Here is a 25,256-nt window from a genome sequence, read left to right as displayed (position 1 = left end):
ATTATTGATCCTGGGGGTATGCTGTATTGTTACGGCAATATCTTTAAAACATTCAATAACCAAAAAAGACCTTTTACAGCACGAGGCAGAGATTCTTCAGGAGAACCTCTCCTCAAATGAACGGATAGTATACAGTTATCTCGCAGACGGACAGAAGGTTGAGCGGGCGAAGCAGTTTCACCTCAACGAAGTTTATGCGTTAAACTATATCAATAACTACAGAACCAAGGGAATAAATGTACTGACCTACGAAAACTCAGTACTTAAGTTCTGGAGTTCCTATAAAGCCATACCCTCAGATCCTTCCAAGATAAAGGAAGGATCTTCTTTTATCCAGTTTCCGAACGGCTGGTACGAGGTGATCAAGAAAACACAGGGAAATTATACCATTATCTTCCTGCTGGATGTCAAGAACCAGTTCAGTATTCAGAACAGGTATCTGAAAAATGGAATCGTAAAAGCGATGTCCTCTACAAATTCTCTTGTGCTGGCCTCATTTATGGATGAAGAGGTATTCGGCATCATTAACCTGGATGGGAAATTACTGTTTGAAGTAAAGCTTAACCCTGGCTATACCCAGGGTATTTATGCAACAATACAGATCTGGCTATGGGTAATCGGGCTGTTCTGCTTTGCTTTATTTACCAATTCGGTTTGTGCATGGCTGGTAAGAAAAGGCCATCTCATAAAAGCTACGCTGCTGCTGATCCTTTTTTTCCTTATCAACCGGATTACTGACCTCCAGTATGGATGGTTTAACCATCAGTTCGACCTCTCTATTTTCAGTCCGGCTATTTATGCAGAAAGCTTCTTCCTGCCATCTGTAGGTGATTTTCTGCTCAATGTCCTTGCATTAACCTGGGTAGTGCTGTTTGTATATACCTACAAGGATAAATACAAGTTTCCGCGCTGGATTTCGCGCAGCAGGCCAATTGGGCTGGCATTTCATGTGATCGCTATCCTGCTCTTTTCCGGAATTGCCTTTCTGATCAACACTGTTTTTTTCGGACTGATCTACAACTCCAAGATCAACTTTGACATTACCAACATTATCAACCTGGGCTGGCTGAGCTGGGTATGTATAATTATCCTCTGCCTGGTCTGGTTTAATGTATACCTGATCGCAAGTATTGTAATTGAACTGACAAAACAGCTGAAGGTGACCCACAAAGAAAGGCTTATCTTATTTCTTTCTCTGTTTGGGCTGTATTTCGTTTATATGATGAGTACGGCTTTTACGGTTTTCTTTATCGCCTATGCCCTGTTTCTGTTTATTATATCCTATAATATATATATTCAGCGTAATAAGTTTTCGATCGGGGTATTTGCGGCCATTTTCTTTTGCCTGGCCTTTATTTCATCAATAAAATACCTGAAGTTTAATGATATCAAGGAGCGCAGCAACAGGTACGTTATTGCCCAGAAGCTGCAGTCTTCTGATGATCCAAAGGTGATCAATTCCATAGAAAGTCTGGGCAACGGGATTTCCAACGACCTGTTTATTGCCGATTATTTTAAAAGCCCAAAATCCAACAGGCACCTTGCCCTGCAAAACTACATTACCAAGACTTTTTTAGACGGCTACCTTTCGCCATTTGAGCATAATTTTTACGAGTTCAATGTAAAAGATTCCATAAGGACGCCGGGAGGTGACAACTCACTGGAACATTACCAGAACCTGGTACGGTCGGGCTCAGTGAAGATCTCCAGTTTCTTTTACCGCCTGAATGATACCTTTGGTTACCAGAACTACTTTGGTATTGTACCGATATTTGACGACAGCCATATTCTGGGGACACTGGTAATTGAGTTAAAATCCCAGCAATACAACTACAGCAGCCAGTTCCCGGAGATACTGATAGACGGGAAACTGAAGAATGAGGATGACTACAGCAACTATTCTTTCGCATTCTATAACAACAATAAGCTCATTAAACAATCTGGCAAGTATACCTACAAACTGGCGAACAATGAGTTCAAAGGTAAATTTGGCGAACCTGTGATGGTGAATGAACCAAGAACGCATTACAGCCACCTGATCTACACTGCGAGCAATTCAAAGATCATTGTAATCAGTAAAGAGAAGGTCACCTATATTGTAAGGCTGGCGGCACTGTCATTCTTTTTCCTTGTTTTCATAATCTTTTCTGCGGCCCTGTATGTGGTTATCTGGCTATTGAAAAACCTTGACCAGAGCTGGGGTGGCTGGTTTAACATCAACAGGTCTCTGATGATCAATGCGAACAAGATCCTGTACAAAACCAGGATCCAGCTTTCTATCGTTTTATCTGTTGTTGCTACTCTGCTGATCGTGGGCTGGTCTACTTTTTTTTATATCAGGGACGAATACAGAAAACAACAGGAAGACTTTATCAGGGAAAGGATCAGAAAAGTACAGCTTTCTTATGAGCGGCAGATCTTTGCGACAGGCATCCCTAAAAATACAGACCAGGCGATCATGAACTTCAATCAGTTTGCAGATATTAACTCTGCCTATCTGAACCTCTTTGACGTGAATGGGAATCTTTTGTTTACATCTTTGCCTAAGCTATATGATTACGGGATTGTAGGAACAAAAATGGGAGCCAGGGCGATGATTTACCTGAAGCTGCTGCAGCGTTCTGAATATACAAACCCGACAGAATCAATCGGTGAATTTACCTATTCTTCTGCCTATGCACCCATCCGGAATGCACAGAACCAGACTGTAGCTTACATCGGATTGCCTTATTACGGGAACGAAGCTGATTATCAGGCTAAAATAGGCTTGTTCATCAATACCCTGATCAATATTTATGCACTTGTATTTGTGGCTATCGGGGTGCTGGCAGTATTCCTTGCAAACCAGATCACGAGCCCGCTTACGTTTATCCAGGAAAGTATAAGGAAAACCAAGCTGGGGCAAAAAAATCAGCCTATTGTATGGTCCAGACATGATGAGATCGGCTCTCTGATTAAAGAGTATAACAAGATGATTGCTGCGCTGGAAGACAGTGCGGTCAAGCTGGCAAAATCTGAACGGGAGAGTGCCTGGAGAGAGATGGCCAAACAGGTTGCCCATGAAATTAAAAACCCGCTGACACCTTTGAAACTGGGTGTCCAGCTGTTAGAGAAGTCATGGAAAGAGAAAGATCCGAATTTTGAACTTAAATTTGAACGCTTTTATAAATCTTTTGTAGAGCAGATCGACAGCCTGGCTACCATTGCATCTGAGTTCTCCAACTTTGCCAAAATGCCGGATACCAAGCTTGAAAAACTGCTTTTGGTTCCTATCATCGAGCAAAGCAGGGATGTATACGTCAACTCTTCGGGTGCCGAGATCTATATCTCTAACCTAACAAATAAGGAGATGCTGGTTCTTGGTGATAAAGACCAGTTACTACGGTCGTTCAACAACCTGCTGAAGAATGCGATTGAGGCTACTTCTGGCAAGGACAAATGTCTGGTATATGTGAAGATCAGGAACGACTCGGACTTTGTTTTTGTAGAGGTGGAAGATAACGGTAAAGGTATTGACCCTGATCTTCAGGAAAAGATCTTTGTGCCTAACTTTACAACTAAATCTTCTGGTACCGGGCTTGGACTTGCATTTGTTAAACAAGCCGTGGAAAATGCCGGGGGATCAATCAATTTCAAATCCTCCGCAGATACGGGTACTGTATTTTACCTGAGTTTTCCGCTAGCCTGACGACTACTGTAAGATGCCTGATCCCTATTTTAAATCGATAGATGCCTTGCCCATGGTAAAACCGTTTGCATACAGAATTACTGAATAGGTGCCTTTGATAAAAGGTTTAGGATTAACCCATTCCATGTTGTATTCAGTATCATCATTGTTGTAAGAAATACTGATCATCTCACTGTATTGCATTTCCTGGCCATCTGCTTCAAACATGTTTGTTTCATTGGCAATCAGGTTTCCTGCAGGATCGAAAATACGGATGTAAATTTTATGGTAATCTTTCTCTGCCAGCTGGTTAGGTACGATGTTAAAATAGGTAGTTATTTTTTGCGCAGCAGATGCTTTTGATACTTCTACGTTCTTGCCGCTGTTTTTTACCTTATAAGCTGCAATACGTACGTTAAAAGCTTTCAATGCAGCACCACTTTTTACTTTGGCCGCCAGTTCTGAATTTTTCTTTTCCAGATCACTTGCCTTTGCTTTCACCGAATTGACCGAGGTGGTAAGACTGTCCCTTTCAGATTTCAGAAAGGTGTTCTCTTTCTCCAGGTGCCCTATATCTTCTTTGTAATCTGTCAGAAATGTTTTGAGTTTCCTGAGTTCATCCTGTGCTGCAGCCAGCTCTGCTTCGGTTACTGTACCCTTTTGGAGGGCCTTCTTCAGCTCGGCAATCTTTGTTCTTGCCTGCTTCTGCTCATTCTGAAGTTTCTCTGTAAGTGCAACATTCATCAGGTTCACCTTATCAAACTCAACCTCAATCTTTTCTACTTCGAGCTTCAATCTGTCTTTTTCAGTATTCGTGGTTACAAAACGTTCTTTTTCGTGCTTATCCCTGAAAAAAAGGAAAGCATTTGTTCCCAGTAAGGCTAAAATAACTACAATGAGGAAATAGATTTTATTACGGTCTCCTTTGTTAACAGGATCTTTTTGGTCTGACATTTGAATCAAAAAATTGAGGTCTCTATGCTTTGTTTGTTAGTACTTATCTATGTATAAAAAAAAACGAACATAGGATAAATTATATTATTTGTGGTAAAAAAATCTAAAAATTGTATAAGACCTTAAAAAAAAATCGTTTACTTGCTGACGTTGAGAACTGCTGGTCGCCAGTAATTCCCCATATTGAGTTAAACTGTACACTACCAAAAACAAGTATAATGCTGAAAAAGATTGTTTTTACAATTTTCACAACTTTAATTACCCCATACATCTTAATTGCACAGATACCCACAAAAATTGCTCCAAAGAGGGAGTTTAGAGGCGTCTGGGTAGCTACCGTAGAGAACATCGACTGGCCTTCGAGGGCCGGTTTAAGCATAGATCAGCAAAAGCAGGAGCTCATTGGCCTGATGGAGCAGCATAAGAGAAATGGGATGAATGCAATCATCCTTCAGGTGCGCCCTACAGCTGATGCTTTTTACCGGAAATCCAGGGAGCCCTGGAGCCAGTGGCTGATGGGCAGGCAAGGACTTGCGCCTGCTCCCGGATATGATCCGCTGGAATTTGCAATTAAAGAAGCACATTCACGGGGGATGGAACTTCATGCCTGGTTCAATCCTTACCGTGCGTCTATGTCAGCCAATTCTTACGCGAGTGATGAGCACATGACCCGCAAAAGACCTGATCTGTTTTTTACTTATGGAGGCAAGAAACAGTTTGATCCGGGACTGCCCGAAGTAAGGGAATACATTGTTCAGGTGATCCTTGATGTGGTAAAAGGATATGACGTGGATGGGATTCATTTTGATGATTACTTCTATCCTTATCCTATCGAGGGCCAGCGCATCAATGACAGCGTTACCTTTGGTAAATATGCAAACGGCTTTACCGATATTAAGGACTGGAGAAGAAACAATGTTGACCTGCTGATCAAACAGCTGGACGATAGCATACACCATTACAAAAATTACGTAAAATTTGGTATCAGCCCTTTTGGGATCTGGAAGAACAGCAATGAAGATACCCTGGGTTCTGCAACTCATGGCCTTTCCAATTATCATGAACTGTATGCAGATTCAAGGAAGTGGATCAAAGAGGGCTGGGTAGATTATATTAATCCCCAGATCTACTTTAGTTTCACGCGGAGGGCCGCCCCCTTTGCTACGCTGGTTGACTGGTGGAGCAACAATACTTATGGCAGACACCTGTATATTGGTCAGGCTGCCTATCTGGTGAACCAGCGAATGGAAGCTGCCTGGAGAAATCCTTCAGAGGTTCCTAATCAGATCAGGTATCTCCGTGCCAATAACCGCGTACAGGGAAGCATATTTTTTAGTTCAAAATCATTTTCTACAGTGGCAAGAGGTACTGCAGATTCCCTGCGGAATGATTTGTATAAGTATCCGGCGCTGCCGCCGCAGATGCCCTGGCTGGATGAAGTGGTTCCAAATTCTCCCCAGACCTTTACTGCTGACGCTACGGCAACAGGTGTGCAGCTGAAATGGACGGCACCATTGAAAGCTTCTGATGGGGAAACCGCATCGGGTTATGTGATCTATCGCTTTACCGAGGGCGAAAAAATAGGGATACTTGATCCCTCCAAGATCATCAGGGTAAGCTTTGAAGATTTTACCTTTTTTATGGATACGACTGTTGAAAAGGGGAAACGGTATAATTATCTCGTGACTGCGCTTGACAGGTTAAAGAATGAAAGTGACCCCAGCGGGCCGGTAGGTGTAGAAGCGAAATAGCAGTATAAAAATAAAGGCCGGAATTTCCGGCCTTTATTTTTATACTGCTATTTCTGTGGCATCAATACCAATCTGATATAATTATTCTCATTGAGGTACTGCTGTGCAGCGGCCTTTGAGGATGCTACAGTAACTGCGTCTATACGTTGTTTGTTGCTCAGTACCTGGTTCAGGTCGTCGCCATATTTGAGTCTGGTGGTCAGGTATCCCAGCCAGTAGCTGTTATCACGGAGGTTCAGCTCCATCTGACGGTGTTCTTCAGATTTAAACTTTGAAACGTCATCTGCTGTAGCCCCATTGGTTCTGATTTTTTTTACTTCTTCCATTGCTGCGGCTATCAGTTTTTCAACATTTGCGGTAGCACAACTGAAGGAGATCGTAAAGTAATAGTGTGCAGTAGGGAATTTTCCTACACTCAAACCTACATTGGGGCTGTATACGCCGCTCTCTTTTTCACGGAGCCTTTCCAGGATTTTGTTTTCAAGGGCGCTTTTTACTGCTTCGAGCTGAATGTTGTTAGCTGTTGTGTAATCGTAATCACCATGGATATACAGCTGTACACTGGCTTTATCTTCCAGTCCTTTGTAAACAGTCTTGCTTACAATTCCCTTAGGTGGATTGGATCCGATATCGACAAAGTTCTGTTTTTTGCCGAGCACGGGCAGACTGGCGATGTAAGTTTCTACAAGGGGTTTAATTGTTGCAGGATTAAAATTACCGACAAATACAAAGGTTTGTTCTCCGAGGTCAGCAAAGCGCCCTTTGTAAAAAGCAAATGCTTTATCTAATGATACTTTGTCCAGATCAGCCAGTGTTGTTGGCATATTCCTTTTGTTATAGGAAGAAAGTACTGCCTGTACAGTATCGGCAAAGACACTCGAAGGGCTGGCATTTTTATTTTCAAGGGTTACCTTGTAATCACTGATGTACTTGTTATAGATCTCCGTGTCTTTCCTTGGACTGGTTGCATAGGCATACACCATTTTCAATGCCGTTTCTATATCCTTTGGAGAGGAACTGCCGGAAAAGCCCTGGTACAGTTCATCAATGTAAGATCCTGCCCTGCCTGTATTACCAGCCAGTAATTTGTTGAGCTGTGAGGGGTTAAAGTCAGCTACACCGCTTTGCTGGATAATCTCAGAAAAGTCGGCCGACTGATAATCATTCGGGTCTGCTACGGAGGTTCCGCCTCTGCCAAAAGAGCTGAAAGCAATCTGGTCATTCTTAAAATCGGTAGGTTTCAGCAGCACTTTAATTCCGTTGCTCAGCGTCCATTCTGTGACTCCTATATCTTCGTATTTCTTTTCTGCTGTCACTTTGCCGGCTGCCGGTAGCTTTGCCAGCAGCGGTTTATTTACGGCATTGTCTACATAAGGAGTAATATTCTTACCTGCATTGTTAAAAGCCGCAAGTAATGCTGCAGGCGCAGGGAGATTTGCTTTATCCTTTTCCGGAGCCTGCACAACCAGGATCTGGTTTGTGGGTGTGATCAGCGTTTTTGCCAGGGCATTTACCTGGGCAAGCGTAGTGGCAGCTAAGTTTTTCTTTGTTTGCGCATAACTAAAATCTATTGATCCTATTGGAGAACCTGTCAGGAAATTGCTGAGATATTGCTGTACAAAGGCAGTAGAAGCTGTTTTATCTTTTTCCTTCAGTTTCTTTTCATTACCTGCCTCAATGTTCCTTTTTACAACATCCAGTTCTGATTGTACGAAACCAAATTTTGCTACCCTTTCCGTTTCAGCTACGGCTGCAGTGATGGCGCTTTCCAGGTCCTTGCCCGACTTGGCAGCAACTACTGTCTGAAAGGCATTTACTCCGGAAACCATCCCTCCCTGGTAAGGGCCATAAGAGCTTTGTGCAAATAAGAAAGGGGCATTGCCTTTCTGGAGGATTTCCTGGAAGCGTGCAGCGATCATTGAATTGATCATGTTGTACATCAGGCTTTTTTGCAGGTCTGCTGTGGTTTTTGCCACTGTAGCAGGGTGTTTATAGATGGCAAAGGCAACATTATACTGCTGTTCGGGATCAGTAACGATCTTTACCAATGGCTCTTTATTATCGGGCAGTGTATACTTAATCCTTTCTTTTTCTTTTGCAGGATTTTTAAGATCGGAGAAGTTAGTAATGATCAGTTTTTCAACTTCAGCCACGTCGAAGTCTCCCACCGCAATTACCGCCTGAAGATCCGGTCTGTACCAGTCGGCATAAAAGTTTTTGATTTTATCATGCGTAAAAGTCCTGAGTAAGTCAATCTTGCCGATCGGGATGCGGTTCGCATATCTGGAATCCTTTAACAATAAAGGCAGCAGTTGTTTACTCATTCTTTCCTGGACATTTTTACCGCGCTGACGGTCTTCTTCGATGATCACACCACGTTCCCTGTCAATTTCTTCCCCATCCATGGAAATACGGCCTGCCCAGTTGGACAAGATCTTAAATCCCGTTTTAAATACCTCAGTACTATCAGTTGGGATGGGCAGCTGGTACACCGTCTGGTCAAAACCTGTGTAGGCATTCAGATCGGCCCCAAAACGCACACCAGCTTTCTGAAGGTAATTGATAATATCATTCTTAGGAAAATCCCTGGTTCCGTTAAAAGCCATATGTTCTGTAAAATGCGCCAGTCCCTGCTGATCGTCATTTTCCATTAATGAGCCTATGCGGTTTGCCAGGTAGAGTTCTGCCCTCTTTTTGGGCTCGGTATTTTTCCTGATATAATAGGTCAGACCATTTGGCAGTTTTCCTATTTTAACATCTGGATCAACAGGAATTGTTTTTCCTGCAGTTACAGGAGCCGACTGTTTAGGTTGAACAGTCTTTTTTTGCGCTGATACTGGTGTGCTGATTGCAATAGATACAGCCACTCCGAGTAAGGCAAAATCGGTTTTTTTAATCATGAGTCAGTTTATATAATATGTTGTTGGAGTTAATTCAGCTAATGAGAGGTTTGGTTGGGGCTCTTTTGGCTTAACATGCCTGTAAATATAAGAAGTAGGATCGATCTGCTGTTTTTTTTATATTTTTGTAGTAAAGAATTTATATATGGCAAGTTTTACATTTACTCCTGAAACGGCACAAAGGGTTAAAATCAAAGTTTTGAGAAAATACAGAGAGTTAGCTAAAGAAAATTTATCATTTGCGCCCGGTAATGAAGATCAGCTGGTAAACCAGTTGACGCAATTGCTGAAAAGAGATGTCAGATACGTGGAGTTCACGATCAACAAAGCCCTTGCCGATCCTGACGGAAACCGGTTATAAACAGAGATCCATCTCTTTTACATAATTGCATGCTCATGAAGAAAAATAAGTTTGCACTGCTGATTGCAACTGTTGCAATAGCCTCTTTAACCTGGTCTTTTAAGGAAGACCTTTTCCTGGTTTCTAAAAACCTGGATATTTTTGCTTCACTGTACAAAGAGATCAGCATCAATTATGTGGATGAGACTGACCCCGGCGACCTGATGAAAAACGGCATTGATGCCATGCTGGAGACGCTGGATCCCTACACGGTGTATGTTCCTGAATCGGAGGTAGAAGATTTCAAACTGAAGTATGTAAGTACCCAGTTTGGAGGAATAGGGGTAACTACCGTTTTTATTGAGGGGAAGTTATTTGTAAATGAAATTACAGAAGGTTATCCGGCTTTTAAACAGGGTATTGTTGCCGGTGATCAGATCATGAAGATTAATGGTACCGAGATCAAGGGTAAAGACCGTCTGCAGGTAAGCCAGCTGCTGCGCGGGCCCCGTGGATCAGCACTTGACCTGCTCCTGCTTAGAGAAGGGACTTTACTACATAAGGAGCTGATCCGTGATGAAATCAGGCAGCCCAACGTAATCTATTCAGGCATGGTTGGCGACATTGCTTATATCAGACTGGATAAATTTCTTGAAAATTCGGCCCAGGAAGTCCAGAACGCTGCAGTAGAATTAAATAAACAGCATCCCAGGGGAATGATCCTCGACCTGCGTTACAATGGCGGAGGTATCTTACAGGAAGCTGTAAAAATTGTCAATCTTTTTGTGAATAAGGATATGGTGATCGTTACCCAGAAGGGACGTAATCCTGAAAAGACCATCAATTACAGAACCAATGCTTTGCCGCTCCTTCCAGATCTTCCGCTGACAGTACTTATCAACGGATCATCGGCCTCTGCCTCAGAAATCGTTGCCGGGGCACTGCAGGACCTTGACAGGGCAGTTATCATAGGGCAGCGCAGTTACGGGAAAGGCCTCGTACAGCAAACTTTTAACCTTCCCTACAACAGCCTCGTGAAAATCACCGTTGCCAAATATTTTACACCTTCAGGACGATGTATACAGGCAATAGACTATTCTCAAAAGAGTTCAGCAGGCAAGAGCGGGAAAATAGCAGATTCGCTGATTGCCAAATTCAATACAAGGACAGGCAGAAGCGTATATGATGGCAATGGCGTTTATCCTGACCTTGTTGTAGGTGCCAGTAAACTAAGTCCGGTGACGATCTCACTGATCAGCAAAAGCATGTTTTTTGATTATGCAAATGCCTATAAGAAAAATCATGCTGTAATTGCTGCACCGGGAGATTTCAAATTAAGTGATGAGGATTACGTTTCCTTTACCAACTCACTGGAAGGAAAAGACTATGCCTATGTATCCAATACAGAGAAGCTGATCAATGACCTGAGAACTGAAGCCGAGAAGGAACAAAAGCTGGCGGAGGTGAAAGCTGATCTGGAGGATCTGAAGGCGAAGATGATTATCGCGCGGAAAACAGATCTTATGACCCATAAACCGGAAATCAAAAGAATACTGGAAAGCCAGATCGTCAGCAGATATTACTTTGAGAAAGGTAGAATAATGCAAGCATTCCAGTATGATAAGGAATTGGAGGCTGCGAAATCGGTGCTGGCCAGTTCCACTAAAATGCTTGCAATATTAAAAGGTGAAGGGGCTTATAAAACTATCGGTGATCCTGCAAAAACACTTGCCGACACCGATAATAATTAAGTTCCGTGTAATTTGACAACCAGCCCGTCCATATCATGACTTAGCTGCAGCTGGCAGGCCAGTCTTGAATTTGGCAGCAGATCAGGCAAGGTATCCAGCATCGCATATTCATCGTCTGTCATTTCCTTTAACTTTTCTTCGCCTTCCAGAACATCTACGCAGCAGGTGGCACAAAGGGCCATTCCGCCACAAGTGGCAAGGATATCATATTCGCAGGCCTTTAAGTACTCCATCAGGCTTAAGCCCATATCCACGGGAGCTTCCAGGGCAGTTAAAGTGCCATCCGGATTCTGTACGTGTACGGTAATGTTATTTTCTTCCATTCTTAAAATTCTGCTACTCCGTTTACAGTTGTATATTTCATGGTGTATTTAACACCTGGGTTCATATACTGGTAAGCGCTATGGCTCATCAATGCTGCTTCATGGAATCCACAAAGGATTAGTTTCAATTTATTTGTATAAGTATTGATATCGCCGATAGCATATATGCCCGGGATGTTTGTAGAATAATCATCAGTATTTACTTCGATAGCGCTCTTATTGATGTTCAGGTTCCAGGCTTCAATCGGGCCTAACTTAGGGCTCAATCCAAAAAGAGGAATCAGGTGATCTGATTCTACGTTTGTAACTTCCAGTGTTTTGTTATGTACGATCTCCACGTTCTCCAGTTTGCCTTCTCCTGAAACAGATTTCAGGTTGCTGTTCAGGATCAGGTTGATCTTTCCGCTTTCTGCAAGTTCCATTACTTTGTTTACAGAATCCGGGGCACCACGGAAGCTTTCGCTGCGGTGTACCAGAGTAAGCTCGTCCACGATGTCTGCTAGGAAGATTGTCCAGTCAAGGGCTGAATCACCACCACCAGCAATCACCATTTTCTGTCCCCTGTATTTTTCAGGGTCAAGGATCATGTAGTTTACACCACGGCCGTTTTCAAATTGCTCCAGTCCTTCAACTGCAGGTTTGCGGGGTTCAAAACATCCCAGTCCGCCGGCAATTACAACAACCTTGGATTCGATAACAGTACCCATATTGGTTGTCAGCACGAAATCTGCTTCGCCACGTTTTTCCAGGCTTTCAATCCGCTCTCCCAAAGTAAATCCGGGATGAAAAGGTTTTGCCTGTTCAAGCAGGTTATCTACCAGTTCCTGAGCGAGAACGCTCGGATAACCAGGAATATCATAAATAGGTTTCTTTGGATATATTTCAGACAGCTGGCCGCCTATCTGTGGTAAATAATCAATTAAATGACAACGCATTTTTAGTAAACCTGCTTCGAAAATAGCAAACAACCCTACGGGTCCGGCGCCTATAACGGCTATATCTGTAGAAATCATGTATTTAAATTTGACGCGAATTTACAAAAATAGTTTGTAATGGTTCTGAATTGGATACAATTGGTTTAAATTTTAGCTAAAACTGACAAAGTATACAGATGTTATCGTCTTTATTCGCCTTCCGCGGGCCTTTGGGCCATATTTGTCTGGATTATTATTTTTGGGTACGATTGATAAAACGGTTCGCTATCTTTGAAGTATTGATGACAAAGAATATATATTTCGCTTCGGATTTCCATCTGGGCTCGCCAAATCATGAACAGAGCCGCATCCGCGAGGACCGTGTTGTAAGGTGGCTCAATCTTATAGAACCTACCTGCTCGGAGTTATTCCTCATGGGCGATGTCTTCGATTTCTGGTTCGAGTACAAAAAGGTGATTCCTAAAGGATTTATCCGTTTACAGGGTAAACTGGCAGCCATGTCTGATGCTGGTATCAAGCTGTATTTCTTCAAGGGCAATCATGATATGTGGGTGGATGATTACTTTGTCAAAGAGATGGGAATGCAGATTGTGAGTGATGAACTGGTGATACACAGGGCTGGCAAGAGTTTTTACCTGCACCATGGTGACGGACTCGGGCCGGGAGATGCAAACTACAGGATTCTGAGAAAGATTTTCAGAAATCCGGTATGCCGCTGGTTATTTTCTATGGTTCCGCCGCGCATCGGGCTTGGAATAGCAAATGGCTGGTCTGTGAAAAGCAGGAACGTCAATATTATTGAGGATGAGCCTTTCCTTGGAGACAAAGAAGAATGGCTGGCGGTGCACTCAAAGGAAGTACTGGCAAAGCAGCACTATGATTATTTTATCTATGGCCACCGCCACCTGCCTATGATCATTGATCTGGGTGACAATAGCTTTTATTACAATACCGGAGATTGGTTTAACTACAATTCGTATGTTGTTTTTGACGGGGAGGAGTTGAGCTTGAAGTACTTTGAAAAGGATGAGGCACAGGCTATCCCGAAAAACAGTATATAATTCTAAGAAAAAGCTTATTTTTGTAATCGATTATGTTAGAGAAATTAGAAGCAATAAAAATCCGCTGGGAAGATGTTGAAGAACAGTTGAGTAATCCTGATACCATGCAGGATATGAAACGGTTTGCCCAGTTGAATAAGGAATATAAAGACCTCAGCAAGATTGTAGATGAATATAAAATCTATAAAAATGTGATGAGTAATATTGAGGCCAACAAGGAAATTCTGTCTACTGAGAAGGATACAGAGATGAGAGAGATGGCCAAAGAAGAGCTTGACGAACTGTTAAAGCAACAGGAAGAGATCGAAGAAAAGGTACGCCTGATGCTGATCCCTGTTGATCCTGAAGATGCTAAAAATGCGGTATTCGAGATCCGCGGTGGTACTGGTGGGGATGAAGCTGCTTTATTTGCAGGCGATCTGTACCGGATGTACAGCCGTTTCTTTGAGCAGAAACGATGGAAAGTGGAAGTGGTTGACGTAACGGAAGGTACTGCCGGCGGTTACAAAGAGGTAATCATGAAAGTTTCCGGAGAAGATGTTTACGGGCAACTGAAATATGAGTCTGGTGTACACCGCGTACAGCGTGTGCCTGATACAGAAACACAGGGCAGGGTACATACTTCTGCAGCTTCTGTTGCTGTATTGCCTGAAGCCGAGGAAATCGATTTTTACCTGAACCCGGCAGATATTGATCTGCAGACCTCCCGTTCGGGTGGTGCTGGTGGACAGAATGTAAATAAGGTGGAAACTAAAGTGCAGCTTACCCACAGGCCTTCGGGACTGGTAGTGGTTTGTCAGCAGGAGCGTTCGCAGCTGGGTAACCGCGAGATCGCAATGGAAATGCTGAGGAGTAAACTTTATGATATCGAATTGCAGAAAAAGAATGGTGACATTGCTGCAAGACGTAAAACAATGGTTTCTACCGGAGACCGTTCAGCGAAGATCAGAACTTACAATTATCCGCAAGGCAGGGTAACCGATCACCGTATCGGATTGACCCTTTATAACCTCAATGGAGTAATGGATGGTGGCGTTCAGGAGCTGATCGATGCGCTCCAGTTTGCTGAAAATGCAGAAAAAATGAAAGAGGGCTCTGTAGCTTAATGAGTTAGATTTTATTTCAAAAATAGTTGAAATATTAATTTTGATATGTGATTATAGTTCCTATATTTGCATTCCCGAAAGGGAGAACGGACCGGTAGTTCAGCTGGTTAGAATGCCGCCCTGTCACGGCGGAGGTCGCGGGTTCGAGTCCCGTCCGGTCCGCAAAAGCCTTTAATCGAAAGATTAGAGGCTTTTTTGATGAACAGAGTCTGGTAAATACCCGAATTCTATCAACTGTTTCCGCTCCTTAATGACTTTCGTGTTGCCTTCATCCAATAAAACAACTACAGTTGCAATATCCAGTATATGCTCATAACTGTGATCAGTAATGATAAAACCTTTATCTGCTGAATGTTTTTTAATCAATTCTTTTATTATTTCGATATGCAGAGGGGATATTCCGTTGAAAGGCTCATCAAAGAGAAGATAGCTGGCATCCGAGTAAACCATCAGCAACACTTCAACAATTCGCTTTTCTCCTCCGGAGAGCTGATTTATTTTCTTTTGTAAAAAAGGCCTTATGAAATCGTGCTCCAAGATTAAGGGTGCATTTTTCTTGCTGCAGAAGCAGGAGATGATGGACTTTAATCTGAGATGATCAGGCAGAAAATTACCCTGGGGCAGGTAATGGATAAAATTTCTGCCTGCAAATAATGAATTGAGTTTGGTCCCGTCTATTGCAACGTATTTGTTGGATGCATCTGACGCTCCGAATATGATCTTTAGCAATGTAGATTTTCCGGATCCGTTTCTTCCCAGCAGGCCGGTAATCTGACCCGCTTTGCATGAAATAAATACGTCGTTAAGAATCTGCTTCAATCCGATTTCTTTTCTGATGCTGTCAGCCTGCAATCCACTCATAGTGTCATTAGTAATATGCCAATCAGAAAGCCTGCGCTGATTGTAACTGTCCATAAAACAGGTTTGCTAAGACCCAGATTATAATAAAAAAAATATTCATGGGGTTTCCGGATTTCGTAAGTGAAATAGTGGAAAGCGGGAAATAAAATAATAAATGCAATGCCGGTACCTGTGAAGAAATAGGCGCAGGGCATTAATAATAAAGATAGTATAACGGAGAGGATCAGTGGGGCAAGAATGAGCTTCTGATAAAAGAAAGATAACCCGTTTAATATGCGCATCCTGGAAATTATTATATTTCCAAGATAGGTAAACTACCAGTAATATCACCTATATAGGGTATGGAGAAATCCCATATAAAACCATAAAATTGCAGCCGCAATGATTGGTATTAAACAATTTCCTCTATAATTGCAGCGTGATTAGGGTAAACAGGCTTATAATGAGTTTGTTCCCCACTTATTTTAAACTTTTATAACTACAATAATGAAAAAAGTAATTCTTGTTACGGGAGCATCTGCTGGTATTGGTCTGGCAACTGCAAATGCACTTCAGGCTGACGGTCATATTGTCTATGGAGCCAGCCGCAGTATCAGTGCTTTAAAAAACATCTCATTTATCCCGTTAGAGATGGATGTTACCAGTGATGCTTCAGTAAATTCAGGAATCGAAAAGATTATTAAAGCACAAGGCCATATAGATGTGCTTGTGAACAATGCGGGTATTGTTCTGGCTGGTCCGCTGTACAGCACACCGGTTGATTTTGCCAAAAAGCAATTTGAAGTAAACTTCTTCGGTGTGGTACGTGTAAGCTCTGCGGTTCTGCCTGGTATGATTCAGCAGAAACAAGGACTTGTGATCAATCTCAGCTCCGTAGCAGGTTTATTTGGCACGCCTTACGTTGGTACCTACACTGCTGCTAAATTTGCAATTGAAGGGTACTCGCAGTCACTGCGTATGGAATTACAAAATACAGGTATTGATGTTACTGTAGTAAATCCTGGCGATTTCAAAACCAACAATACAAGTACGCGTGAAAAACTTCCTTTTTCACTGACACATAAGCAATTGGAAAGTGAGTATGCGGCTGCGATAGAGGTGGTAGAAAAAAATGAAATCAATGGCGGTGATCCTGCCAAAGTCGGGAAACTAATAGCGGGTATAGTTGGTAAATCAAAACCTGCACACCGTTACCTTGTAGGTGATTTTGGTCAGACTACTCTCCCATTAATCGTGAAAGCATTACTGCCAAGCTCCATGTTTTCCAAAATGATCAATGGGTATTATAATATAAAATAACACTGTCAGATATCAAATGCAATGACAGCAACCGATGAGCGTACAAAACAAGTTGTTATTACTGTCAATTACGAAGGCAAGCAGTTTGTTTTCCACACCTTCCCCTATGAATATAGAAGCCTGATGCATCTGTTAGCGGATAAGCTATTTATTGAGGGCTTTGGAGAATGTTCAGGAATGGGTAAATGTGGAACTTGTATTATCGGGGTGGTGTCAAGTAAATTCAGGCTCACTGATTTTGACCGGAATGAGCAAAAAACAATGGATAGGGTTGAAGGTTCGGGAGACAACCTGAGGCTATCCTGCCAGATTGTTGCTGATGAGTTTCTGGAAGGTCTGGAGATTCACCTTATCGAACAGAACTGATTCGGGCTGTAAAAATCTTTTTAAAAAAAAACCCGGAAGCCTGAGCCGTCCGGGTTTTTTATTGCATTTGGTTCTTATTTAAAAAGTTCCTGCAGATCTCTGTCTGCGGTTGGGATTTTCTTTAAGAAATCGTCAAATCCTGTGTTTTCCTGAGAGCTGTACATACCATAAGCATCCATAATATAACCTATCTGCCCGTCTTTATCTTCAAGCAGATAAAGTACAGAGTTATCCGCAGGATCTGAGTCACCTTCAAAACGGTAAGTTTTTATGATAGTCAGATCTTCTGGATTATAAATTTTGTTGAGACCCGTGCCCTGCATTTTACCATGGTCGGTCATCTTTATTTCGTTATCTAAACCTTTTTGTCTCAGTTTTTCCAGGATCTGGCTAAGTGTGGTCATTTCTATTGGCTGTTCCATAATAAAGATTGTTTTCTCTATAACAATGCCTGTTGTAAATGGTTTCGTTTTTTTTATTCAGGTAAATTATATTTCTTTATCAGACCTAACAGCACGCCGTTGGTCCAGCCAAAGCCATCCTGTGAGGCATACTCCCCACCTCCTGCAATAAGATGGATATCAGTGATATTGTACTTTTCCATGAGCTTTCCGGTATTGTGGTAAACTCTGGTATTCAGATCAACCCATCTGGTTGCTATATTCTTTCCCAGCTCGTGATAACCATAGTTTTCGAGACCTGTGATGGCAATCCATTGCAGCGGTGCCCATCCGTTTGGAGCATCCCATTGCTGCTGTGTATTGAGCAGTGTAGTACTTAGGCCACCGGCCTGAAGGAATTTTTCTTCCAGCGCAGTTTTAGCTATCCCGGCCTGTTCCGGATCTGCAACATTAAAAAAGAGCGGAAACATTCCTGCTAAACTTAATACTGGCGAAGATCGTTTTGTTTTATAGTTGTAATCTGTATACCACTGCTGGGTGCCAGACCAGAAATACTTCTGAATGCTTTTCTTCCTTTTCTGAGCCAGACCCCGGTATAGCTTTTCTTTTGCGGCATCATGCCTGAGGGCATAAGATTTTTGAAGGGTGCTTTCGAGGTGATATAACAGGCAATTGAGATCAACCGGTATGATTTGAGTGGTCTGGATAGTTTTCAGGTGTGTGCCGTCAGAAAACCAGCGGCTGCTGAAATCCCATCCGCTTTCGGCAGCGGAGCGGATATCACGGTATACCTGAGGATTTTGTGTTCCGGTTTCCCGGGCAATAAGCACGTCTTCCTTATAGGATTCCTGGCGGGGGATATTAAGCTGATCGTAGTACCTGTTCAGCTTGCTACCGTCGGGCATTGTTACCACGTGTTTGGTTGGAGCAGATTTGTCCATCCAGTAGGCATATTCTTTTTCCAGATAGGGCAGATAAGTTTGATATACCTCTTTATTTTTAATCTGCGCGAGCATATCAATCATCAGGGCAAAGAATGGGGGCTGAGACCTGCTCAGGTAATAATTCCTGTTACCATTAGGGATATGGTTATAGTGACTGATAAGATCGGCAAAGTTCCTGATCATATTTTCAATCACTTCATCTTTACCTGAAGCTTTGAGCCCTAACATGGTAAAATAGCTGTCCCAGTAATAGATTTCCCTGAAACGGCCGCCGGGTACAATATATGGATAGGGAAGGCTGAGTAAACTGCTATTGGCTGTTTTATCTGCTGGAATACGCTCCAGTCCCGCCCATAGCTCATTGATATGTTTAACAACTGATTTATTCGTGGTAAGGACCACACTCGTATTTGTATCCGGAAGGATAAAGTTATTGCCGATAAAACCTTCGAGGTTGAAGCCCCTGGTTTTCTTCAGGGTTGTATAATCCTGCAGGATTAACTTTGGATTTCTTTTCGGAAGACAATCCACAAAGGTTTTACCATCTTTTAATACATTTTGCATCTGTACATCAACAAAGAGTTGTCCATACAGCTGATCGGGTGTTTTCGTCTGCTGTGCAGAGAGTCTTCCAAACTGAAGACTTATAAAGAGTATAAGTATGAATTTGCGCATCTTTTCAAATTTACACTTATTACTACGTAAATAAAATTGCTGGGAAAAGCAGGTCTTTTTATGCAGGACAGCAGATTGCCTGAAAAAGAAAAGGGCTGTACCGTTCAGAAACGATACAGCCCTTTTACTGGGATGACCTTAAGGTCAAATGTTATAAAGAAAATGCCGCTTTAACAGCATCTACATGGTCTAATTTTTCCCAGGTAAACAATTCTACTTCAACCGAAGATTCTTCGCCGTTAGAAGCTTTGAATACTTTAGTTACTACTTCGTTTTTCTTCCCGAAGTGTCCGTAGGCTGCGGTTTCAGAATAAATAGGATTACGCAGTTTCAAACGTGTTTCTATTCCGTAAGGCGTCATATCAAAGATTTTTTCTACTTCTTTGGCAATTGCACCATCTGTAAGTGTTTTGCCTTCGGCGTCCTTTACTTTAGCGGTTCCGTAGGTGTTCACGTAGATACCCATTGGCTGAGCAACACCGATTGCGTAAGAAACCTGAACAAGCAGTTCATCAGCAACACCGGCTGCAACAAGGTTTTTAGCGATGTGTCTGGTTGCATAAGCCGCAGAACGGTCAACTTTAGAGGGGTCTTTTCCTGAGAATGCACCACCGCCATGGGCACCTTTACCACCGTAAGTATCAACAATGATCTTTCTTCCTGTCAGTCCTGTATCGCCATGCGGGCCACCGATCACAAATTTACCAGTTGGATTGATATGATATTTGATATCCTTGTTAAACAAGTGCGCAAATTGAGGATACTGGCTTGATACACGTGGAATAAGAATGTTAATGATATCCTCTTTGATTTTTTTTAGCATGCTCTGCTCTTCGTCAAAGTCGTCATGCTGTGTAGAAACGACAATAGAATCGATCCTTACAGGCTCATTGTTATCATTATATTCTAAGGTTACCTGAGATTTTGCATCAGGGCGTAAATACTTAATTTCGCTGTCTTCGCGGCGGATGGCTGCCAGTTCGATAAGGATCTTGTGGGCAAGGTCAAGCGCTAAAGGCATGAAGTTGTCAGTCTCAATGGTTGCGTATCCGAACATCATTCCCTGGTCACCTGCACCCTGGGTAGTTTTGTCGGCTTTATCCACACCCTGATTGATATCAGGAGATTGTTCATGTATAGCAGATAACACACTGCAGGAATTACTGTCGAACATATATTCGCCCTTGGTGTAACCAATTTTACTGATTACTTCCCTTGCAATTTTCTGAACGTCAAGATAGGCTTTTGATTTTACCTCACCAGCCAGAAATACCTGCCCGGTTGTTACTAATGTTTCACATGCAACTTTGGATTCTGGATCAAATGCTAAGAAATTATCAATGAGTGCATCTGAGATTTGATCTGCAACTTTGTCCGGATGGCCTTCAGAAACAGATTCTGATGTAAATAAATACGACATTTTAAATAATTAATTTTATAATCAACAATTATATAAAATGGATAATGACCCTGCAAAAACAGGCAGTAAAAGGAAGTGTATGAATGGTTAGCACTTTTTTTTACGTGGTTGCAATCCCGTTATGTATGCATAACATCGCAAATCAGTCCACCTTAGGATTGCAAAATTACTATATATATTCAATTTAGTCAAAAAATATCAATTATTTTGTACTCGAATTAATTCATACCCCTTGGCAAAGTCGAACATTCTATTTATTATTAATCCTATTTCCGGTGGGAAGGATAAATTAAAGATACCTGCTATCATTGATGCAAACCTGGACCGGTCCAAGTTCAATCCGAACTATAGCTTTACAGAATATGTTGGACATGCAGCTGAGATTGCGGAAGAAGCTGCAAATAAGAATTTTGATGTGATCGTCGCTGTAGGTGGCGATGGCACCATCAATGAGATTGCCACGAAGGTGATGCAGCAGCAGAAAATTCTGGGCATTATTCCCTTCGGGTCAGGGAACGGGCTGGCCAGGTTTCTGAAGATCCCGATGAATACGGCAAAATCGATTCAGGTTATCAATGGCCTTAATGTAGTTAGAATAGATACCGGGACATTAAATGACAAGTTTTTCTTTAATATGGCAGGGATGGGATTTGATGCACATATCAGTTCGGTTTTTGTAGGCAATAAAAAAAGGGGCCTTTCCGGTTACCTAAAGCTTGGTCTGAAGGAAATGATCAACTATAAGCCTGAAACCTATCATCTGCTTATAGATGGCAGAGGCTATACGCGGACGGCATTTGTAGTCAGTGTTGCCAATTCATCGCAATATGGAAACAATGCGCATGTGTCCCCTCAGGCTTCTGTAACGGACGGCCTGCTTGATGTATGTATCATTAAATCTTTTCCCTTATATAAAATCCCCCTGCTGGCTTATCAGATGCTGAACGGAAGTACCGACCATTCTGATCTGGTTGAGATTATCAAGGGGAAGGATATCCGGATTACTCGCTTGGAAGATGCAGCAATACATATTGACGGAGAACCCTTTTTTATGGGCAGGGACATTGCTGTATCGGTTTCCCCCTTATCCCTGAATGTTATTATACCGGCGGCAACTGCAGCCATTATTTAAATATAACGATGAGCAACCCAAAGAAAAAATCACTGAGTGACCTTGGCGGGATCATGTATTCTACCGATCCTTCATTTAATTATGAGCATGAACAGGAGTCTGTTGAAGAAACTGTTCCAAACAATCAGCAGGACCTTAGGGTAACACTTGACCGTAAGAACAGGGGTGGTAAAGCGGTTACGCTAATCACCGGGTACCGCGGGAGTGCCGCTGAGCTGGAAACTTTATCAAAAATGCTGAAAACAAAGTGTGGAGTTGGGGGAGGGGCAAAGGATGGAGAAATGATTATCCAGGGAGATTTCAGAGATAAAGTTGTGTTAATTTTGCAAAAAGAAGGATTTAAAGTAAAAAAATCAGGCGGCTGATTATGGCTATAAAACATTGTTTGCCAGCATTTTGATTGTTAGTGTAAATGCTACAATATTAAATGTTTTCATTTAAAAGCATAAATTTTCAATAAATATCTGCTTAGCTTTGTCATACCAAATATTCTTGTTATGAACAAAGTTTTAATGCCCGGGCCAGACCTTTCTTGGCTGCAACTGGGTAATGATCACGCATTGTATCAGCTCAGTGTGCCTCAGCTGATTGAGGAAGCTGTCATAAACGGTGAGGGTACGCTCACTTCTACAGGTGCTTTAGCAGTAGATACAGGTAAATTTACAGGTCGGTCGCCCAAAGACAGATTTATTGTCCTTGACGATATTACCCGTGATGCTGTTTGGTGGGGTGATATCAACATTCGCTTTAGCCCTTCCGATTTTGATATCTTGCTCCGAAAGGTATGCCAGCACCTGAATCAGAATAAATTTTATGTGAGGGATGCCTATGCATGTGCTGATAAGCAATACAGAACGGGCATCAGGGTGATCACAGAAACTGCCTACCAGAATCTTTTTGCCTGCAATTTGTTTTTAAGACCGGAAGAGGGAGAGTTCATTGATCCCGAATGGACGATTATTGCTGCACCGGATTTCCAGGCTGACCCGGCAACAGACGGAACGAGACAGGCTAATTTTTCTATTCTGAATTTCTCCAGGAAGATTATCCTGATTGGTGGTACAGGATATACCGGTGAAATAAAAAAAGCAATGTTTTCCGTCCTGAATTTTATTTTGCCGGAACAGCGGCATACATTATCCATGCATTGTTCGGCCAATGTAGGTGCAGAAGGTGATACAGCAATTTTCTTCGGTCTGTCAGGCACCGGCAAAACCACTTTATCTGCTGATCCGGAGCGCTGCCTGATCGGAGATGATGAACATGGATGGGGCGAGCAGAGCGTTTTTAATTTTGAAGGGGGCTGTTATGCCAAGTGTGCAGACCTAACGCCCGGGAAAGAGCCGGAAATCCATGCTGCAGTGAGGTTTGGTGCAATGCTGGAAAACATCAATTATTTTCCTGGTACGCGGGAGGTTGATTACTCGAATATTGAAAAAACAGAAAATACGCGCGTAGCCTATCCGATACATTATATTAATAACGCGGCAGGATCTTCAATTGCGGCTGTTCCTAAAAATATATTTTTTCTTACAGCAGATGCCTTCGGGGTACTGCCGCCGCTTTCAAAATTAACACGCGGACAGGCCATGTTTCATTTTATATCGGGTTATACAGCTAAGGTTGCAGGAACGGAAGCTGGTGTTAATGAACCGCAGGTAACATTTTCAGCTTGTTTCGGAAAGGCTTTCCTGCCTTTGCACCCTGCAAAATATGCGGCTCTGCTGGGTGAGAAAATGGAAAGGCACCAGGTAAATGTCTGGTTAGTGAATACCGGATGGAGCGGCGGGGCTTACGGTGAGGGGCAGCGAATGATATTAAGTCATACAAGGGCATTGATCACGGCGGTACTGAAGGGAAAGTTAAGGGCTGCCAAATTTACAGAGCATCCGGTTTTTGGATTGCTTATGCCTGAAGCATGCCCTGGAGTCCCATCAGAAATCTTAAATCCCAGAAATACCTGGGCAGATAAAAATAAATATGATCTGAAAACAAATGAGCTGGCTAAAGCGTTTAATGAAAATTTTGGGCAGTTTGGGGATTTCGCAACTGGGGAAATGTGGGAATCAATCCCGAAAGTTGTGGAAAACGCGTTTTAAATCAATTTTTTTAGGGAAAAATTTGCATTTCAATTTTTTTTTAGTTTTCATTGTGAAAGATTGTCTCCCAAACGAGGCAATCTTTTTTAATATACACTACTGCAAAGAGAATTTGGTTGCAAATAATCTATTTTAGCTGGTAACGATAATTTAATTTGGAATTTAAATCAAAGTTATAAATTTGTTTATTGCAACATTTGATTCTATTCGTCGTTGTGTGTATTACGGAATAATAATCTACATTTAAAAAAACTTTAAAAAACAAGTACTAAAAACTCAAAAACTAAAAAAAAATGGCAAACGCACCAAAACCAACAACAGTTAAACAAGAAGGCTCATCATCAGCTTCAAATCTATTCGCTACATTAACCATCCCTATTTGTATTATTATCGGAATTCTCCTTTATAAATTTGTTCTGGGAGATGCAAACAACTTCATCGATAACAACGTTGAAAATCTTCCAAAAACGGGTAACTATGCTGGTATGGCTTACAAAGGTGGGGTAATCGTTCCAATCTTAATGGGTATGCTTTTAATGGTAATCGTATTCTCAGTAGAACGTTTCATCGTAATCGGTAAAGCAACAGGTACAGCAGGTTTAGATGCTTTTGTTAAAAAAGTACAGTCTCTTTTAAATTCAAATAACATCGAAGCTGCTATTGCAGAATGCGATAAACAAAAAGGTTCAGTAGCCAACGTAATCAAATCTGGTTTGAAAAAATACCGTGAGATGGAAGTTGAAGCTAACATGGATACTGATCAGAAATGTCTTGCTATCCAGAAAGATATCGAAGAAGCTACTACTTTGGAAATGCCAATGTTAGAGCAAAACTTAACTGTAATTGCAACTCTGGTATCAGTAGGTACATTGATGGGTCTGTTAGGAACAGTAACTGGTATGATCAAGGCCTTCGGTGGTTTAGGTGCAGCTGGTTCTCCGGATTCAGCAGCGTTAGCAACAGGTATCTCTGAGGCACTTATCAATACTGCAACTGGTATCGGTACTTCAACTACAGCGATTATCATGTACAACATCCTGACTTCTAAAATTGATAAATTAACTTATGCAATTGATGAAGCTGGTTTTAGCATCATCCAAACTTATGCCTCTACGCATAAATAGAAAATAATGTTATTTTTTTTTACCGGCTTTATGGAAAACCGGAAGAATTAACATCATTATATAAAACATAAGTAATTTTAAAATTATGGCAAGAGCAAAAGTTGCAAGAAAAAGTACCTCGATCGATATGACCGCCATGTGCGACGT

The 25,256-nt window shown here is 42.0% G+C and carries 20 protein-coding genes and 1 tRNA gene; 13 read left to right on the top strand and 8 right to left on the bottom strand.

What is annotated here, in order from left to right; genetic code table 11:
• The first annotated feature begins 4 nt into the window (after positions 1–4).
• On the top strand, positions 5–3,688 hold the full coding sequence (locus tag ABWY16_RS18400; RefSeq protein WP_353906127.1) for an ATP-binding protein: 3,684 nt from the start codon (positions 5–7) through the stop codon (positions 3,686–3,688).
• Positions 3,689–3,712: 24 nt separating this feature from the next.
• Here the strand turns inward: ABWY16_RS18400 and ABWY16_RS18395 are convergent, their stop codons facing one another.
• The gene (locus ABWY16_RS18395) at positions 3,713–4,621 is read right to left on the bottom strand and encodes a DUF8428 domain-containing protein (protein WP_353906126.1); all 909 of its coding nucleotides are present in this window, start codon (positions 4,619–4,621) and stop codon (positions 3,713–3,715) included.
• Between the two features lie 218 nt (positions 4,622–4,839).
• Here ABWY16_RS18395 and ABWY16_RS18390 point away from each other — a divergent pair, with 218 nt between their 5' ends.
• Entirely contained in the window at positions 4,840–6,372 is a 1,533-nt protein-coding gene (locus ABWY16_RS18390) for a glycoside hydrolase family 10-like protein (RefSeq protein ID WP_353906125.1), read from the top strand.
• 47 nt (positions 6,373–6,419) lie between these two features.
• On the opposite strand, the gene ABWY16_RS18385 is transcribed toward ABWY16_RS18390, so the two are convergent.
• Positions 6,420–9,272: a M16 family metallopeptidase gene (locus tag ABWY16_RS18385; protein WP_353906124.1), complete on the bottom strand. Its 2,853-nt coding sequence runs from the start codon at positions 9,270–9,272 to the stop codon at positions 6,420–6,422.
• Positions 9,273–9,417: 145 nt separating this feature from the next.
• Between ABWY16_RS18385 and ABWY16_RS18380 the strand changes: the two genes are divergently transcribed.
• Together ABWY16_RS18380 and ABWY16_RS18375 are read left to right on the top strand one after the other, a co-directional pair.
• The gene (locus tag ABWY16_RS18380) at positions 9,418–9,633 is read left to right on the top strand and encodes a hypothetical protein (protein ID WP_353906123.1); all 216 of its coding nucleotides are present in this window, start codon (positions 9,418–9,420) and stop codon (positions 9,631–9,633) included.
• Positions 9,634–9,668: 35 nt separating this feature from the next.
• The gene (locus ABWY16_RS18375) at positions 9,669–11,363 is read left to right on the top strand and encodes a S41 family peptidase (protein ID WP_353906122.1); all 1,695 of its coding nucleotides are present in this window, start codon (positions 9,669–9,671) and stop codon (positions 11,361–11,363) included.
• Here the strand turns inward: ABWY16_RS18375 and ABWY16_RS18370 are convergent.
• Entirely contained in the window at positions 11,360–11,686 is a 327-nt protein-coding gene (locus ABWY16_RS18370) for a 2Fe-2S iron-sulfur cluster-binding protein (protein WP_353906121.1), read from the bottom strand. The genes ABWY16_RS18375 and ABWY16_RS18370 overlap by 4 nt on opposite strands.
• A 2-nt stretch (positions 11,687–11,688) precedes the next feature.
• Positions 11,689–12,699: an NAD(P)/FAD-dependent oxidoreductase gene (locus ABWY16_RS18365; RefSeq protein WP_353906120.1), complete on the bottom strand. Its 1,011-nt coding sequence runs from the start codon at positions 12,697–12,699 to the stop codon at positions 11,689–11,691.
• Between the two features lie 203 nt (positions 12,700–12,902).
• Here ABWY16_RS18365 and ABWY16_RS18360 point away from each other — a divergent pair, with 203 nt between their 5' ends.
• The 3 genes from ABWY16_RS18360 (at position 12,903) to ABWY16_RS18350 (ending at position 14,950) form a co-directional block, all read left to right on the top strand.
• A complete protein-coding gene (locus tag ABWY16_RS18360; RefSeq protein WP_353906119.1) occupies positions 12,903–13,682 on the top strand; it encodes a UDP-2,3-diacylglucosamine diphosphatase in 780 nt (259 codons plus the stop codon).
• 32 nt (positions 13,683–13,714) lie between these two features.
• Complete coding sequence (gene prfA / locus ABWY16_RS18355; protein ID WP_353906118.1) at positions 13,715–14,788, top strand: peptide chain release factor 1; 1,074 nt, start codon at positions 13,715–13,717, stop codon at positions 14,786–14,788.
• Between the two features lie 88 nt (positions 14,789–14,876).
• Positions 14,877–14,950, top strand: a tRNA-Asp gene (locus ABWY16_RS18350).
• Between the two features lie 21 nt (positions 14,951–14,971).
• Here the strand turns inward: ABWY16_RS18350 and ABWY16_RS18345 are convergent.
• Positions 14,972–15,703: an ATP-binding cassette domain-containing protein gene (locus tag ABWY16_RS18345; protein ID WP_353906117.1), complete on the bottom strand. Its 732-nt coding sequence runs from the start codon at positions 15,701–15,703 to the stop codon at positions 14,972–14,974.
• A gap of 432 nt (positions 15,704–16,135) precedes the next feature.
• Here ABWY16_RS18345 and ABWY16_RS18340 point away from each other — a divergent pair, with 432 nt between their 5' ends.
• The gene (locus tag ABWY16_RS18340) at positions 16,136–16,948 is read left to right on the top strand and encodes an SDR family oxidoreductase (protein ID WP_353906116.1); all 813 of its coding nucleotides are present in this window, start codon (positions 16,136–16,138) and stop codon (positions 16,946–16,948) included.
• Positions 16,949–16,969: 21 nt separating this feature from the next.
• A complete protein-coding gene (locus tag ABWY16_RS18335; protein ID WP_353906115.1) occupies positions 16,970–17,314 on the top strand; it encodes a 2Fe-2S iron-sulfur cluster-binding protein in 345 nt (114 codons plus the stop codon).
• Between the two features lie 74 nt (positions 17,315–17,388).
• On the opposite strand, the gene ABWY16_RS18330 is transcribed toward ABWY16_RS18335, so the two are convergent.
• The 3 genes from ABWY16_RS18330 to metK form a co-directional block, all read right to left on the bottom strand.
• Positions 17,389–17,736, bottom strand: a complete 348-nt coding sequence (locus ABWY16_RS18330; protein ID WP_353906114.1) for a hypothetical protein — start codon at positions 17,734–17,736, stop codon at positions 17,389–17,391.
• Between the two features lie 53 nt (positions 17,737–17,789).
• Positions 17,790–19,334, bottom strand: a complete 1,545-nt coding sequence (treF, locus tag ABWY16_RS18325; RefSeq protein WP_353906113.1) for an alpha,alpha-trehalase TreF — start codon at positions 19,332–19,334, stop codon at positions 17,790–17,792.
• 151 nt (positions 19,335–19,485) lie between these two features.
• On the bottom strand, positions 19,486–20,754 hold the full coding sequence (gene metK, locus ABWY16_RS18320; protein WP_353906112.1) for a methionine adenosyltransferase: 1,269 nt from the start codon (positions 20,752–20,754) through the stop codon (positions 19,486–19,488).
• Between the two features lie 232 nt (positions 20,755–20,986).
• On the opposite strand from metK, the gene ABWY16_RS18315 reads away from it, so the two are divergent.
• From ABWY16_RS18315 to ABWY16_RS18300, 4 genes are all read left to right on the top strand, one after another.
• Entirely contained in the window at positions 20,987–21,886 is a 900-nt protein-coding gene (locus ABWY16_RS18315; protein WP_353906111.1) for a diacylglycerol/lipid kinase family protein, read from the top strand.
• Between the two features lie 8 nt (positions 21,887–21,894).
• Positions 21,895–22,251, top strand: a complete 357-nt coding sequence (locus ABWY16_RS18310; protein WP_353906110.1) for a translation initiation factor — start codon at positions 21,895–21,897, stop codon at positions 22,249–22,251.
• A 132-nt stretch (positions 22,252–22,383) separates the two neighbouring features.
• Positions 22,384–23,985, top strand: coding sequence for a phosphoenolpyruvate carboxykinase (ATP) (gene pckA, locus ABWY16_RS18305; RefSeq protein ID WP_353906109.1), 1,602 nt, complete (start codon positions 22,384–22,386; stop codon positions 23,983–23,985).
• A gap of 293 nt (positions 23,986–24,278) precedes the next feature.
• Positions 24,279–25,109: a MotA/TolQ/ExbB proton channel family protein gene (locus tag ABWY16_RS18300; RefSeq protein ID WP_353906108.1), complete on the top strand. Its 831-nt coding sequence runs from the start codon at positions 24,279–24,281 to the stop codon at positions 25,107–25,109.
• Positions 25,110–25,256 lie beyond the last annotated feature (147 nt).

It is taken from the genome of Pedobacter sp. (assembly GCF_040513095.1).
GTDB lineage: Bacteria > Bacteroidota > Bacteroidia > Sphingobacteriales > Sphingobacteriaceae > Pedobacter.
This window is presented reverse-complemented; position numbering and strand designations above follow the sequence as displayed.